Source organism: Nocardia brasiliensis, assembly GCF_042691675.1.
GTDB lineage: Bacteria > Actinomycetota > Actinomycetes > Mycobacteriales > Mycobacteriaceae > Nocardia > Nocardia brasiliensis_D.
In genome coordinates this window covers 2,139,066-2,153,502 of the sequence record NZ_CP170507.1, presented here as the reverse complement: position 1 = coordinate 2,153,502, position 14,437 = coordinate 2,139,066, and the positions used below count along the sequence as shown (strand labels likewise).

Genomic DNA, 14,437 nt, shown 5'->3' with positions numbered 1-14,437 from the left:
CGCCTTTCTGACGCTCGACTCTGCCGCTAACAAGACTGCCGTACCGATGACTCGTTCATTCACTCGGCGTCGCTCTCCGCATCACCGTTCACCGCCGCGGCCCGCGCCTCCGGCGCACCGATGCCGTCCACCGGCACCACCGGGCAGTCCTTCCACAACCGTTCCAGCGCATAGAAGTTGCGCTCGTCGTTGTGCTGCACGTGCACCACGACGTCGACGTAATCGAGCAGCGCCCAGCGTCCCTCGCGGGTGCCCTCCCGCCGGACCGGCTTGTGCCCGGCCTCGCGCAGCTTGTCCTCGATGTTGTCGACGATGGCGTTCACCTGACGCTCGTTCGGCGCGGACGCGATGACGAAGCAGTCGGTGATCACCAGCTGCTCGGACACGTCGAGCACCACCACGTCGGAGGCCAACTTCTCATCCGCCGCCCGCGCGGCGACCTGCGCCATCTCAACCGACTCCACAGAGGCAGTCATGCCTGCACCTCGCTGACGCTCGGCTCCGGCATGACTGCCTCGGCAGCTGCCCTATCGGTTCCCTCGCAACGCTCGGTCACAGCCTGCCCCCCGCTACGCTCGCTCACTCAGCTACCTTCCGCTCCTGCGGGCACATAGAGGTGCCGCTTCGATATGTACTGCACCACGCCATCGGGGACGAGGTACCACACCGGCCGGTTCTCGGCGGCGCGGCGACGGCATTCGCTCGACGAGATCGCCAGTGCCGGGATTTCGACCATGGTCACCGCATCGGCCGGAAGATCGCGCAGATGCTCCTCGAGATGATCGGTATTCAGCTCGTACCCCGGACGGCTCACCCCGACAAACCTCGCCAGTTCGAACAGTTCGGCCCAATCCTGCCATGTCAGGATGTTGGCCAGCGCATCCGCTCCGGTGATGAAGTACAGCTCGGCGTCCGGATGCTTGCTGCGCATCTCGCGCAGCGTGTCGACGGTGTAGGTGACCTTTTCCCGGTCGATGTCCGCGCGACTGACCGAGAAACTCGGGTTCGAGGCGGTCGCGATCACGGTCATCAGGTAGCGGTCCTCGGCGGGACTGACCTGTTTGTCCGCCTTCTGCCAGGGCTGCCCGGTGGGCACGAAGATCACTTCGTCGAGCTCGAACCGATTGGCGACCTCGCTGGCGGCGACCAGGTGACCGTGATGGATGGGGTCGAAGGTGCCGCCCATCACGCCCAGTTTGCGGCCGCGCCGACCTGTCTCTTGCATGAGTGCCGAGCTTAATCGGTCGGCTCCGGGCAACCCTGGGCGGCAAGCCGCGGCGCGGTCAACTGCTGGCGACCGCCAGCACGCTACTCGCCCGCCACCCGGTCCCCGTCTGCCGCGTCCAGCATTTCCCCGAGCTCCCGGCGGGTCTGTGCGAGTTCGGCGGCCACCGCCGCGGTCGACGAGTCGCTATCGACCCCTGCCAGCTCGGCGATCAATGCCTGCATCGCGCTCAACCACGGTCGGCCCGGCCCGGTGGACCCCCATACCTGCAACCACGCCGCCGACCGCAGACAGCGCGCCCGCGACACCAGCTGCCCGAGATCACCGAACAATGCGGCGGCCCGCTGATAGGCGGCCCGCGCCGCTTCGTCCTGATCGCAGTATTCCAGCGCGGTGGCGGCCGACCAGGCGAGTCCGGCGTGCAACTCGCGGCGGTCCGGGTCACGCTCGATGAGCCGGGCAGCTTCGGCGAATTGCCGGGCGGCCTCGTGGTAGCGGTGCAGTGCGTTCAGCGATTCGCCGAATTGCGCACGAACCGTGGCGATTTCGGCGGGCGGATAGGGCAGTCCGTCGGCCGCCATGGCCTCCTCGAACAAGGCGACGGCCTCACCGTGCCGCCGACCGCGATGGCAGGCGCGGGCGGCAATCACGGTGTGGTGCAGCAGATCCGGCTCGGATAGCCCCTCCCAGCGAGCGGCGGCGCGGACCGCCGCGTCCGCCAGGTCCAGCTCGCGGTCCGGTTGTCCGGCGATCGCGATGACCAGCTGTGAGCTGAGCCGGGCCAGGTGTTCCGCGGGCAGTACCGAGCCACCGATCGCCAACGCTTCGCGCAGGCGTGCTTCCGCGACTTCCGGGGCGTCGGCCAGCCGGGCGGCACCGAATTCCGCCAGCCGCAGCACCTCGGCCAGCCGGTCGTCGTCGGAGCTGACAGCGTCCGGAAATCCTTCGGACTCGACCGCAACGGCTGCCGAGGTGCGTACGACCCTCGGCAGCTTGCTGCGCAAGCCGAGCGGAAGCCGTTCCACCAGTGGTTGTCCCGCCAGCCGCGCGGCCACCCGGGTACTGACCGCTCCATTCCGGTTACGAAGGTCGTACCGGGCGCACAACCCCGCGATCTCCGTATCGAGTTCCGCCAGTACCGAATCCACAGTCCCGTCCGCGACCCGCACATACCCCAGTCCGAGCGTAACCAGCCTGCGCAACAGCACACAAACCCCGGTGATGAACGCGAGACGCGCACCGACATCCGCCCCGGGATCACCGATCCAACGACTGTGCTCGGCCAGAATCTCCAGTCCCCGCCCTTCGTTCCCGGTCAGCGCACAGAACTCGATATGCGCCGCCACCGACGGCCGCAAGCTCTCGCTGTGCCGAACCAGCGGATATCCCGTCAAGTGCGCCCCGCGCGCCGCCGCGACGCGACCCGTACGCAACAGCGGCAGCAGCGCCTGTGCCAGCACGCGATGCGGCTCTTCGGCGCAGCCGAGCTCCCCATCGATCACCGGCTGCCAGTGCGCGAGCGCGCCCGCGTCATCCCCCGAAGCCACACTGCCGCTACCCCATTCATTGCGCTCGCAGGCCTCGCAGTCGGACATGCTGTCACGCGGTGCCGCCATCGCCTGCTCATGCCACCGGGCGGTATCCTCCTGGTCGCCCAGCTGCCGGGCCAGTTGGGCACGCAGCGCGAACACCGGCCGCAGGCTGTAACCGCGCTGACCATAACGGTTTTCGAGCTCATCGAACCAGCGGTAGACGGTCGGCAATGGTACCGCCGGATTGTCGATGAGCCCCCACGTCATCCACTTGAGGTACCAATGCACCGAATACGTCAGTGGCCCCAGCTCGGCCGGGTACTCGTCATAGATCCGCAGCAGCCTGGCGTAGGCGACCGGCGCCAGGTCACGTTCGCTCGCGTAGGCATAGGATTCGGCCAGCTCCAGCAGCACGCGACCTTCGAGGTGCCGGTCTGGACCCGACTTCGCGGCCGCCGCAAGAATTTCCAGCCGTTCGACGCGTACTCGTCCTTGCGGCAGCGCATAGACCTGCGCCAGTGCCTCGTTGATCTCGACGGTGTCCATCTTCACTCCGTCTCGTCGGCGGTGCCCGCGGCACGTTGCGTTGCCCAGCTGAGGAATTCACCGAAGGCACGATTGAGCAGCGCCGTATCGGCAGGCCGCAGCGGCCGGTGCGTCATCAGCAGGGCCTGCCCGTACAGCGATTCCACCGCCGTCTTCAGGAAGGCCGGATCGCCGATGCGGGTGAGCCTGCGCACCACCGGACTGTGGTGGTTCAGCACGAGCTGGGCTCGCGGCGCGGCGGCGTCCAGCGCACCGAGGATCTCGCTCCACAGCTCGTCCGCGCCGAGCGCGGTCTCCGCTCTGGTGCGTTCGTTGCGCGCACTCCGTCCGTCCAGGTACAACGCGGGCACCGAAACCGGGTGAAAGGCACGCACGATCACGTCGCAGGACAGTGGGTCGAGCACCGCGCGGGCAATGGTCAACACCGGCGTCAGCGCCAGTTCGTCGGCCGGGTCGACCAGGTCCAGCGCGGCCGTGATGGCGTCGGTGTCGAGGTCGATCACCTCGACACCGGGCAGCAACCGCGGCAGCGCCACCAGCAGTTCCCGGTCGTAGGCGTAGCCGCCGTTGACGATGCCGATGCCCTGCGCCGCCGCGGTCGACGCCACTTGACGGAACTCCTCCACCGTCGCCGTCACCCGGATGACCCGGTGGTTGCGGGCGAACTCGGTCAGCGGAACCCGTCCGTCGCTGGTCTCGAAGGTCAAGTGCGGCAGCATGATCCGGAACAGTTCGGCCGAATGCCGGGCCATCGCCTTGACGCCGAGTGCGTGCACCGACAGGAACGCGGCCAGCCGCTGCGGCTGCTCGGCCGCGATCTCGGTGAGCCAGTCGCGCACCCGGTCGCCGAGTACCTCCCGAATGATGGCCAGCCGTTCGTCCTCGTACAGTCCCTCACGGGATGCGGTGGGGCGCAACGAGTCGGTGTCGATCACGCAGCGCACGAAGAACGCCCAGTCCGGCAGCAGTCCGCGTACCGCGTCGCCGAGCAGCATGCCCTTCAGATACACCCGGTGCGCGCTGCTCTCGGCCGGATTGCCCGGCTGCGCGAGCACATACGCGACGCCGCTCACCCCGGCCAGTTCCGCATCCAGATCGATGACGTCGAGGGGCGCGAAACCGAGTGTGCGCTCGCCGAATTCGAGCAGCGCGGCCCGCCGTTCCGCGGCGGAGGGATAGTCGCGATGCCATACAGCCGGGCCGTCGGTGACCGGCACGATAACGCCATCGGACTCGACGGTCACCGCATAGGGCAGCAATGAGCCGTATTCGCGGGCGAGTTCGATGACCCGGCGCGGCGCGAACCACGACTCCGCGCCCGCCCGCGGCGTCAGCTGCACCGTGGTACCGGGCTCGGGGTACTCCGCTGGCTCCAGCAACCGTACCGAGTAGGTGCCGTCCGCGGCGGCCAGCCATTCGACCGGTGCGGCAGCCGGATCGTCGGCGGAGCGGGTGACCACCCGGATCGTCTCGGCCACGGTGAAGCACGCCAGCAGCCCGATGCCGAACTGCCCGAGAAATTCTCGCCGAGCGCCCTCGATGTCGTCGCGCTTCGACGATCGCCCGATCGTCGCCAGGAATCGATGCACATCCGCCTCGGTCAGACCCACCCCCGGGTCGGTGATCCGCAACCCTGTCGCCTCGACGACGATCCGAATCGCGGTAGGCGCCAAACGATCTCGCCCAGCCCGCGCCGTGACTGCATCCACCGCGTTCTGCAGCAACTCACGCAGATACACCCGAGGACTGGAATACAGGTGGTGAGACAGCAAATCGACGATCCCGCGCAGATCCACCTGGAACGTATAGCTGTCCCGCACCGCCGCCACACCATTGGGCGCTCTCTCCACCATGGTGGGCATCCTCGCGGCAAGGCCCAATGGTTCTCTTAACGAACGCTGATGACGCCGATCCTCATACCGGAAGCAGGCGCGACACCACGGCCGTCAGCTGACTGGCCGAGCGGCATTCGTGCATCTCGATCACCTGCCGGTACTTGTCGGCGGCGGAATCGCCCGAACCCCAGTTGGTGCGCATCTCCGGATTGAGCCAGTGCGCGTGCTTGGCGGTGCGTACCAGCGATCGCAGCGTCTCCAGTTCGGGGTCACGGTAATTGGTGCGCGCGTCGCCGAGAATCAGCAGTGAGCTGCGGGCGGTGACGGCATCTGGAAAGTCTCTGGCGAATCCGGCCAGCGCGTTGCCGTAATCGGAATGCCCGTCCATGCCGACAACGCGTGCCTCGGTGAAGATCCGGGCCATCGCCTTGTCCAACTGCGTGCGCGGATCGAAGAACTGGGTCACCTCGTCGGTCTGGTCGACGAAGGCGAAAATCCGCACCCGCGAGAACTGTTCGCGCAGCGCGTTGACCAGCAGCAGGGTGAAGTTGCTGAAACCGGCCACCGAGCCGGACACGTCGCACAGCAGGACCAGCTCCGGACGTCCGGGCCGAGGCTTGCGGTTCACCAGGTCGATGGGCACGCCACCGGTCGACATCGACTTGCGCAGGGTCTTGCGCAGATCGATCTCGCCACGACGGGAATGCCTGCGCCGCACGGCAAGCCGCGAGGCCAGGATGCGCGCCAGCTGCTGGGTACTGCGCCGCATCGCGGCCAGCTCGGACTCCGAGGCCCGCAGGAAATCGACGTCCTCGGATTGCCGCGGGACACCATAGCTGGCGACGCGTTCGCGTCCGATTCGTTCGGCCACCCGTCGCCGCGTTTCCGCTTCCACGGCCGCCCGGAATCCGTCGATCCGCCCGCGCGCGGTCCGCCGGGCGACCTCGGTGTCGAACGCGCTGGCATCCGGCCCGGCGGCCAACCCGGCCAGGATCTTGGCCAGCAACGTCTGCGGCTGAACATCTTTCAACGCCTGATAGGCCGAGAACGACGGCCCGCTCGCCGACTGATACTGGCCGAGTTGCTCGACCAGCTGGGCAGCCAACGCTTCCAACCGCGCGTCGGAGGCTTCCTCGGTCAACAGTTCCGCGAGCAATTCCCGCAGCGCCGCGATGTCCACTTCGCCCGTGGGTGTCCGGGGTATCTCTACTTCGTCACGTCCGGCGGTGCGCTCCCCCACCGTGATCGGGAACCACAGATCGAACAGTCCGTCGAACGTGGCGCGATGGGTGGTCCGGCGCAGCAGCGCACACGCCAGTCCTTCGCGCAGCGCCTCGCGGTCCAGCAGGTCGAGCACGGTCACCACCCGGCCCGCGTCCACGGTTTCCGACGGACCCACCGGAATGCCGCGCTCACGCAGCGCTTCGACGAATCCGACGAGATGCCCGGGCAGCCCGTGCGGCGCGGTCAGTTCCACGCCGGGCGCGGGCAGCGATCGCGCTGCCATCGGCTCAGGCCAGCTTCAGCTCGGCCAGTGCGCGCTGGTGATCGCTCTGATGCTTGAGCACGACGCCGAGCGTGGCGCGCACCGCGCTGTCGTCCAGGTCGTGCATGCCGAGCGCGAGCAGCGTGCGACCCCAGTCGATCGACTCGGCCACCGAGGGCAGCTTCTTCAACTGCATGCCGCGCAGCACGTGCACGATCCGCACCAGCTGGGCGGCGACAGCGGCGGATAGCTCCGGCACCCGGCTGGCCAGGATGCGCCGCTCCAACTCCTCGTCCGGAAAGTCCAGGTGCAGGTAGAGGCAGCGGCGCTTGAGCGCCTCGGACAGTTCGCGGGTGGCGTTGGAGGTCAGCACGACGAACGGCTTGCGGCTCGCGGTGATGGTGCCCAGCTCCGGGACGGTCACCGCGAAATCGCTGAGCACCTCGAGCAGCAGGCCCTCGATTTCGACGTCGGCCTTGTCGGTCTCGTCGATCAGCAGCACCGTCGGATCGCTGCGCCGGATCGCGGTGAGCAGCGGCCGCGACAGCAGAAACTCCTCGGTGAAGACGTCGGCCTTGGTTTCTTCCCAGCCGTGCTGCGCTGAGTTCCCCGTCGCTTCGTTCGCCCGACTGGACGCCTGGATCCGCAGGATCTGCTTGGCGTGGTTCCACTCGTACAGCGCGCGAGCCTCGTCGACACCTTCGTAGCACTGCAGGCGGACCAGTTCGGCGCCGGAGGTCTGCGCGACCGCGCGCGCCAGCTCGGTCTTGCCGACGCCGGCCGGACCCTCGACGAGCAGCGGCTTGCCGAGCCGGTCGGCGAGGAACACCGAGGTGGCCGTGGCCTTGTCGGCGAGATAGCCCGTGTCGGCCAGCTGATCGATCACATCGTCGACCGATGCGAAGATCGGCTCCTGGGGCGCCTCGGGAATGGGGGCCACGTGCAGTCCTTCCTCGGAAACGAATGGCATACGCGCCGCTCGCTCCCTATATGCCTATACGGGCCGAATCTGGCCGTCGCCCCACACGATCCACTTGGTGGAGGTCAGTTCCGGTAGCGCCATGGGGCCGCGGGCGTGCAGCTTCTGGGTGGAGATGCCGATCTCGGCACCGAACCCGAACTGCTCGCCGTCGGTGAACGCGGTAGAAGCATTCACCATGACCGCCGCGGCGTCGACCCGGCTGGTGAATTCGCGGGCGGCGGCCAGTTCGGCGGTGACGATGGCCTCGGTGTGCCCGGTGCCCCAGGTGTTGATGTGCTCGATGGCCGCGTCCAGGCCGTCGACCACCTTGAGCGCGATATCGAGGGTGAGGTACTCCTCGCCCCAGTCCTTGCTGTTCGCGGGCACCAGGCCGGGCAGATCGCCGTGCACGGTGACGCCGTGGCGTTCCAGCGCCTCGATCAGCCGGGGCACCGCGGTGGTGGCGATCGCGTCGTCGATGAGCACCGTCTCGGCGGCATTGCAGACGCTGGGACGGCGGGTCTTGGCATTGAGCAGGATCTGCTCGGCCATGTCCAGGTCGGCGGCGGCGTGCACGTAGACGTGGCAGTTGCCGGTGCCGGTCTCGATGGTCGGCACGGTGGCGTCACGGACGACGGCGCTGATCAAACCGGCGCCACCGCGCGGGATGACCACGTCGACCAGACCGCGGGCCTGGATCAGGTGGGTGACGCTGGAGCGGTCCGCACTCGGCAGCAGCTGCACGGCGTCGGCCGGGATGTCCTGTGCGGCAAGCGATTCCCGCAGCACCGCGACCAACGCCGCATTCGAGTGCGCGGCCGAGGAGGAACCGCGCAGCAGCGCCGCGTTGCCGGATTTGAGCGCCAGTCCGAATGCGTCCGCCGTGACGTTCGGCCGGGCCTCGTAGACCATGCCGACCACGCCGAGCGGCACCCGGACCTGGCGGATTTCCAGGCCGTTCGGCAGCGTCGAGCCACGCACCACGTCACCGACCGGATCGGGCAGCGCGGCCACCTGACGCAGGCCGGAGGCGATGCCGTCGATGCGCGCCTCGGTCAGCCGCAGGCGATCCAACAGCGACTCCTCGGTACCCGCGGCCTGCGCCTCGGCGAGATCCTCGGCGTTGGCCTCGAGCACCGTGGCCGCCTCGGCGAGCAGCGCGTCGGCGGCAGCGTGCAGTGCGGCGTTCTTCTGCGCGGTGGTCAGCTGGGCGAGCACCCGCGACGCGACGCGAGCCTTGCGCGCGGCATCGTGCACCACCTCGCGGACATCGGGCCCGGTCGTCGTTCCTACCGTCATGGGTACAGCCTACTGATCCGGTCCAGGGCAAAAACCACCGCTGTGGGAGACCGCGACGCCTCTACTAGCCTCTGACGGCATGGCCGAAAAGACGGACACTCCCTCGATCGCTGTGCTCGGCAGTATCAACATGGATCTGGTGACCACCACCGAACGACGTCCGGTGCCCGGCGAGACGGTGCTCGGCACGGGCTTCGCGACGGTGCCCGGCGGCAAGGGGTCGAATCAGGCGATCGCCGCGCAGCGGGCCGGTGGCGCCGTGCAGTTCCTCGGCGCGGTCGGCGACGACGTGTTCGCCGCCGAACTACGGCGCGCGCTGACGGATTCGGCGGTCGGTGTCGAGCGACTGCGGACCGTCGACGGGCCGAGCGGCGTGGCCGCGATCGTGGTGGACAGCGGCGGTGAGAACAGCATCATCGTGGTCGGTGGTGCGAACGCCCGGCTGACCGAGCTCACCGAGGAAGACCTCGACGTGATCGCCGCCGCCGACCTTCTGTTGTGCCAGTTGGAGATTCCGATCGACACGGTGACGGCGGCCGCGCGACACGCCCGCGCGCACGGCACCACGGTGCTGCTCAATCCGTCCCCGGCCCAACAGCTGCCCGCCGAACTGTGGGCGAATATCGATGTCGCGGTGGTGAATTCGGGCGAGGCCGAGCAGCTCGGGGCCGCCCTCGATCCGGTCGCCCATGTGGTCGTCACGCGCGGCGCGGACGGCGCCGCCTACCGCGGTCCAGGCGGTGCGCAGCTGTCCCAGCCGAGCCCCCGGGTCGACGTCGTCGACACCACCGGCGCGGGCGACACCTTCACCGGCGCCTTGGCCGCCGCCTGGCATCGCGGCCCGGAATGGGCGCTGACCTGGGCAGGCACCGCTGGCGCACTGGCCACCACCAAGCTCGGCGCAAGCACCTCGATTCCCACCAGCGAAGAGATCACCGCCGCACTAGCTGCGCAGTAGCGTCGCCGATCATGATCAACGGCATGGCCGGACCCTGCTTTCCGTGGCACGGGGTGGCCGCGGCTGACACCGTGGGGTGCGCCGAGTAGACCCAGGTTGATCCTGACGTCACCGTGAACTCGGTGGCGCGCAGCGGGTTCGGGTGGGCAGTCGACTTCGGCGGACGACCTCGCGGGCTATCGTTGATTTTCATGGCAACCACGCCGGAGCGCATACCGTCCGATGACGACAACTCGGCACTGATCGGCAGGCTGGATGCCGACATGGTCGCGTTGACGTTCGTCGACAACGCCGGGATCACCCGGGTGAAGACGGTGCCGATGCGGCGGCTCGCGCAGGCGGCGCGGCACGGGATCGGGGTGTCGCCGTGCTTCGAGACGTTCGGCTTCGACGATGTGATGGCGGTCGGGAAGTACCTCGGCGGCCCCGATGGCGACCTGCGGCTGGTCCCTGACCTGTCGATGCTGACCGAACTCGCCTGTCAGCCGGGTTGGGCCTGGGCGCCCACCGACAAATACACCCAGGACGGCACCCGCTTCGCCGCCTGCCAGCGCGGATTCGCGGCCCGCCAGGCCGAGACCGCGCGGCGGGCGGGGCTTCGACTGTCCATGGCATTCGAGACCGAATGGTCTGTTGGTCGGGACGACACCCCGGACTTCACCCCGGCGGCCTACGGACCCGCCTATGGCATGGTGCGACTCGGTCAGGTTGCCGACTACGCCCGGGAACTGGTCGCGGTGCTGGATCGGCAAGGCATCCTCGTCGACCAATTCCATCCGGAATACGCGCCCGGCCAGCTGGAACTGTCCGTCCAACCGTCCGATCCGGTCGGCGCCGCCGACGACGCGATACTGGTGCGGCACACCATCCGCCAGGTCAGCCTGCAGTATGGCTGGCGTGCGCTGCTGGCTCCCTGCCTCGAGCCCGGCGGCACCGGATCCGGTGCGCACCTGCACTTTTCCGTCCAAGACGACGAAGGTCCGCTGTTCGCCACCGGCGACGGCCCCTACGGCATGCGGCGGACCGGCGAGGCATTCCTGGCCGGCGTGCTGCGCGAACTGCCCGCACTGGTCGCCGTGGGTGCCGGTAATCCAGCGAGCTTCCTGCGGCTGGTGCCGTCCCGCTGGGCGGGCATCTGGCAATGCTGGGGCCGGGAAACCCGGGAGGCGGCACTGCGTTTCGTCACCGGCGTGCGCGGCACCGAAGAGTGGGCCGCCAATGCCGAGGTCAAATGCTTCGACGCGACCGGCAATCCCTATCTCATCGTGGGTTCGGTCATTGCCGCCGGGCTGGCCGGTGTCGCCGAGGAGCTGCGGCTGCCCGCCGAGATCAGCGGCGACCCGGTCACCTTCGATGCCGAACAGCTGCTGGTCTCCGGCGTGCGCAGGCTGCCGACCGACCCCGCCGAGGCGGCCGACCGGCTGGCGGATTCCACGATATTGGCCGAGGCGATGGGGCCCGAACTGCACGACGCGCTGCTCACCGTGCGCCGCGCGGAGGCCGGACGCTATTCGGACACCAGCCCGGAAAAGCTTGTCGCACTGACCCGTTGGCGGTTCTGACGTGCTGACCGACGGCCTCACGCTCACCGACCACCATTGCCACGGTGTCGTCCCGCACGATCTGGACCGGCCCGGGTTCGAGCGACTGCTCAGCGAGGGACCCACCGGCAGCTTCGATTCCACGATCGGGCTCGCCGTTCGCCGATGGTGCGCACCGGCACTCGACCTGCCGCCGCATGTCGGCCCCGATGCGTACCTGACCCATCGCGCCGAACTCGGCTGGCGCGAAGTCGCCGTGCGGCTGCTGCGTGCCACCGGTACCACCAGCTGGTTCCTCGACACCGGGTTCGGCGGTGGGACAGCGGATTTCGGCTCGCTGACCGATGGCGAGGTGCGCGAGGTGGTGCGGCTCGAACACGTCGCCGAGCAGGTGATCGCCGAAGTGGGCGCGGGCAAGACGGTGTTCGATCAGATCGAGGCCAGGCTGCGCGAGCGGGCCCGAACTGCCGTCGGGCTCAAGACCATCGTCGGATACCGGTGCGGCCTGGACTTCCCGCTGCGCGATCGACCGCCGCGCGCGGTGATGCCCGAGCGCCGCCTCACCGACCCGGACCTGCTGGGCTGGCTGGTCGGTCTCGGCGCCCGCATCGGCGCCGAATTCGGCCTGCCCCTGCAATTCCACACCGGCTTCGGTGACACCGACCTGCGGCTGCATCGCGCGGATCCGTTGCTGCTCACCGACTTTCTCCGCAAGACAGCAGACACCGGTCTTCTCGTGATGCTGCTGCACTGCTGGCCGTTCCATCGCAATGCCGCCTACCTGGCGCACGCCTTCGGGCATGTCCGGATGGATGTCGGACTCACCATTCCCTATGTGGGACATCGGGCCCAAGCCGTGCTGGCCGAAGCGCTCGAGCTCGCGCCTTTCCGCTCGCTGTGTTATTCGTCGGACGGCTATGGCCTGCCGGAACTGCATTTTCTCGGTGCCCTCTGGTGGCGCCGCGGTCTCGGCCGACTGCTCGACGAATGGATCGCCGAGGACCTGATCACCAGCGCGGACGCCGAACGCTTGGCCGCAGGCATCGCCCACATCAACGCCGAGGACTCGTACCCGAGCAGCACTGCCCGGTAACTCCGGTAGAACTACTCGTCCACGCACGTATTTATTCGAGTGCACCGCACCCCGGCGATCCCTACCGTTGATCAGTAGGACAACGAAAGGATCGAAACAATGTTTCCCGTCGAGCTGCGCGGTACCCGGGCGCAGACGCTTATGTGGGCCGACGAGCACGCGGTCGAGCAGGCCGCGCTGCAGCAGCTGCGGAATATCGCCGCGCTGAAATGGGTCCATGGCGTCCGCGTCATGCCGGACGTGCACCTCGGCAAGGGTGCCACGGTCGGCTCGGTGATCGCGATGAAGGACGCGGTGTCCCCGGCCGCGGTCGGAGTGGACATCGGCTGCGGGATGGAGAGCGTCAAGACCGATCTCACCGCCGCGGATCTGCCGGACGACCTGCGCTCGCTGCGGTCCCGGATCGAGGCCGCGGTGCCGGTCGGCTTCCACGCGCACGACGACGCGGTCGACGTCGCCGAGCTCGGCTCGGAGGTGGCCTCGCTCGGCGCGAGCACCGCAACCCTGCGGGCGGGATGGGATCGTTTCTGGGGTTCGTTCGCCTCACTCGACGAGGGCGTGCGCGCTCGAGAGACCAAGGCGCACAAGCAGATGGGCACGCTCGGCGGCGGCAACCACTTCATCGAGGTCTGCCTCGATCAGGACGACGCGGTGTGGATCCTGTTGCATTCCGGCAGCCGCAATATCGGCAAGGAACTCGCCGAGCGGCACATGGCCGTGGCCAGGAAACTGCCGCACAACGTCGACCTGCCCGATCGCGATCTCGCCGTATTCCTTTCCGGCACACCGGAAATGGATGCCTACCGGCGCGACCTCAGCTGGGCGCAGGAGTACGCCGCACGCAACCGCGCGGTAATGCTCGCCCTGGTGTGCCGCGCGGTCCGCGACGAATTCGCCGAGCGCGAGGTACGTTTCGAGCAGCCGATCTCCTGCCACCACAACTATGTGGCCGAGGAGCTCATCGACGGCATCCCGATGCTGGTGACCCGCAAGGGCGCGGTCCGGGCGGGCGCGGGTGACCTCGCGCTGATTCCGGGTTCGATGGGCACCCGCTCCTATGTGGTGCGGGGCAAGGGAAATCCGGCCTCGTTCCAGTCGGCCTCGCACGGAGCGGGACGGCGGATGAGCCGCAATGCGGCGAAGAAGCAGTTCACCGTGGCCGACCTCGTCGCCCAGACCGAGGGCGTCGAATCGCGCAAGGACGCGGGCGTGGTGGACGAGATCCCGGCGGCCTACAAGGACATCGACGAGGTCATCGCCGCACAGCGCGATCTGGTCGATGTGGTCGCGACACTGCGGCAGGTGCTCTGCGTCAAGGGCTGAATTCGGGCCGCGCCCACGGGATGTGGGCGCGGTCCTGGTTCATTTGCGCCGCAAGGTGGCCGCGATACCCGCGCCGATCAGGAACACGCCGGTGAGCAGCGCGAAGCCGTTCAGCACCCAATTGTGTAGTGCGAGATGGAAATCGTCGGACAGCTCGGGCAGATTCTCGATCTGCCGGTAGGTGTCTTCCGGGAACAGGATGTGCAGCACACCAGGGATCAATCCCCACACTAGGCCCGCGATCGCCGTGCCCACCGGGGAGAACGCGGCCAGCGCCGCGACCAGGAACAGCAGCACCGCACCGCCGATGATCTGGAAATTCGAACCCCACCGGTCGGCCGAGGTGCCGAGAATGACCCACTGCCTGGTGTCCAGCGCGCCATGCGCGGCGAGCCCGATCCCGATCGGCGTGATCACCAGTGCGATCAGCGTGCCGGTCAGCGTGCGGCCGACGCCGCTGCGACTCTGGAACTGGGCGCCCGGCGGCGACCAGCCCGCGGGCGGCTGATATTGGCTCGACATGGTTGGCCCTCCTGCACGGTTCCCGGTACCGGGAATCCTGTCCGCCTATTCTCCGTCGTTCATGGTCATTTCGCGGCCAATGCCGCGCCGTTGCTCGCGATCGGGCCGAGGGCGTT

At 68.3% G+C, this 14,437-nt stretch carries 12 protein-coding genes; 4 read left to right on the top strand and 8 right to left on the bottom strand.

The features are described 5' to 3' along the window. Positions 1 to 59 precede the first annotated feature (59 nt). From rsfS to ACFK0J_RS09970, 7 genes are all read right to left on the bottom strand, one after another. Positions 60 to 476: a ribosome silencing factor gene (rsfS, locus tag ACFK0J_RS10000; RefSeq protein WP_378738692.1), complete on the bottom strand. Its 417-nt coding sequence runs from the start codon at positions 474 to 476 to the stop codon at positions 60 to 62. A gap of 107 nt (positions 477 to 583) precedes the next feature. Next, positions 584 to 1,225 (bottom strand): nicotinate-nucleotide adenylyltransferase, encoded by a 642-nt coding sequence (gene nadD / locus ACFK0J_RS09995; protein WP_378738689.1) that lies wholly within the window; start codon positions 1,223 to 1,225, stop codon positions 584 to 586. Between the two features lie 83 nt (positions 1,226 to 1,308). Beyond that, positions 1,309 to 3,303 carry a hypothetical protein gene (locus ACFK0J_RS09990; protein WP_378738687.1) on the bottom strand — a complete coding sequence of 665 codons (1,995 nt, stop codon included), beginning with the start codon at positions 3,301 to 3,303 and terminating at the stop codon, positions 1,309 to 1,311. Positions 3,304 to 3,305: 2 nt separating this feature from the next. Further along, positions 3,306 to 5,156, bottom strand: a complete 1,851-nt coding sequence (locus tag ACFK0J_RS09985) for an HSP90 family protein (protein WP_378738685.1) — start codon at positions 5,154 to 5,156, stop codon at positions 3,306 to 3,308. Positions 5,157 to 5,217: 61 nt separating this feature from the next. Beyond that, entirely contained in the window at positions 5,218 to 6,645 is a 1,428-nt protein-coding gene (locus tag ACFK0J_RS09980; RefSeq protein ID WP_378738683.1) for a VWA domain-containing protein, read from the bottom strand. A 4-nt stretch (positions 6,646 to 6,649) separates the two neighbouring features. Continuing rightward, positions 6,650 to 7,594 (bottom strand): AAA family ATPase, encoded by a 945-nt coding sequence (locus ACFK0J_RS09975; protein ID WP_378738681.1) that lies wholly within the window; start codon positions 7,592 to 7,594, stop codon positions 6,650 to 6,652. Between the two features lie 24 nt (positions 7,595 to 7,618). Next, positions 7,619 to 8,884, bottom strand: a complete 1,266-nt coding sequence (locus ACFK0J_RS09970) for a glutamate-5-semialdehyde dehydrogenase (RefSeq protein ID WP_378738678.1) — start codon at positions 8,882 to 8,884, stop codon at positions 7,619 to 7,621. Between the two features lie 79 nt (positions 8,885 to 8,963). On the opposite strand from ACFK0J_RS09970, the gene ACFK0J_RS09965 reads away from it, so the two are divergent. The 4 genes from ACFK0J_RS09965 (at position 8,964) to ACFK0J_RS09950 (ending at position 13,799) form a co-directional block, all read left to right on the top strand. Beyond that, positions 8,964 to 9,842: a ribokinase gene (locus tag ACFK0J_RS09965; RefSeq protein WP_378738675.1), complete on the top strand. Its 879-nt coding sequence runs from the start codon at positions 8,964 to 8,966 to the stop codon at positions 9,840 to 9,842. Positions 9,843 to 10,033: 191 nt separating this feature from the next. Continuing rightward, complete coding sequence (locus tag ACFK0J_RS09960) at positions 10,034 to 11,404, top strand: glutamine synthetase (protein WP_378738673.1); 1,371 nt, start codon at positions 10,034 to 10,036, stop codon at positions 11,402 to 11,404. Position 11,405: 1 nt separating this feature from the next. After that, positions 11,406 to 12,476, top strand: coding sequence for an amidohydrolase family protein (locus ACFK0J_RS09955; protein ID WP_378738671.1), 1,071 nt, complete (start codon positions 11,406 to 11,408; stop codon positions 12,474 to 12,476). Between the two features lie 99 nt (positions 12,477 to 12,575). After that, the gene (locus ACFK0J_RS09950) at positions 12,576 to 13,799 is read left to right on the top strand and encodes an RtcB family protein (RefSeq protein WP_378738668.1); all 1,224 of its coding nucleotides are present in this window, start codon (positions 12,576 to 12,578) and stop codon (positions 13,797 to 13,799) included. A 39-nt stretch (positions 13,800 to 13,838) separates the two neighbouring features. On the opposite strand, the gene ACFK0J_RS09945 is transcribed toward ACFK0J_RS09950, so the two are convergent. Then, the gene (locus ACFK0J_RS09945; RefSeq protein ID WP_378738667.1) at positions 13,839 to 14,321 is read right to left on the bottom strand and encodes a hypothetical protein; all 483 of its coding nucleotides are present in this window, start codon (positions 14,319 to 14,321) and stop codon (positions 13,839 to 13,841) included. Positions 14,322 to 14,437 lie beyond the last annotated feature (116 nt).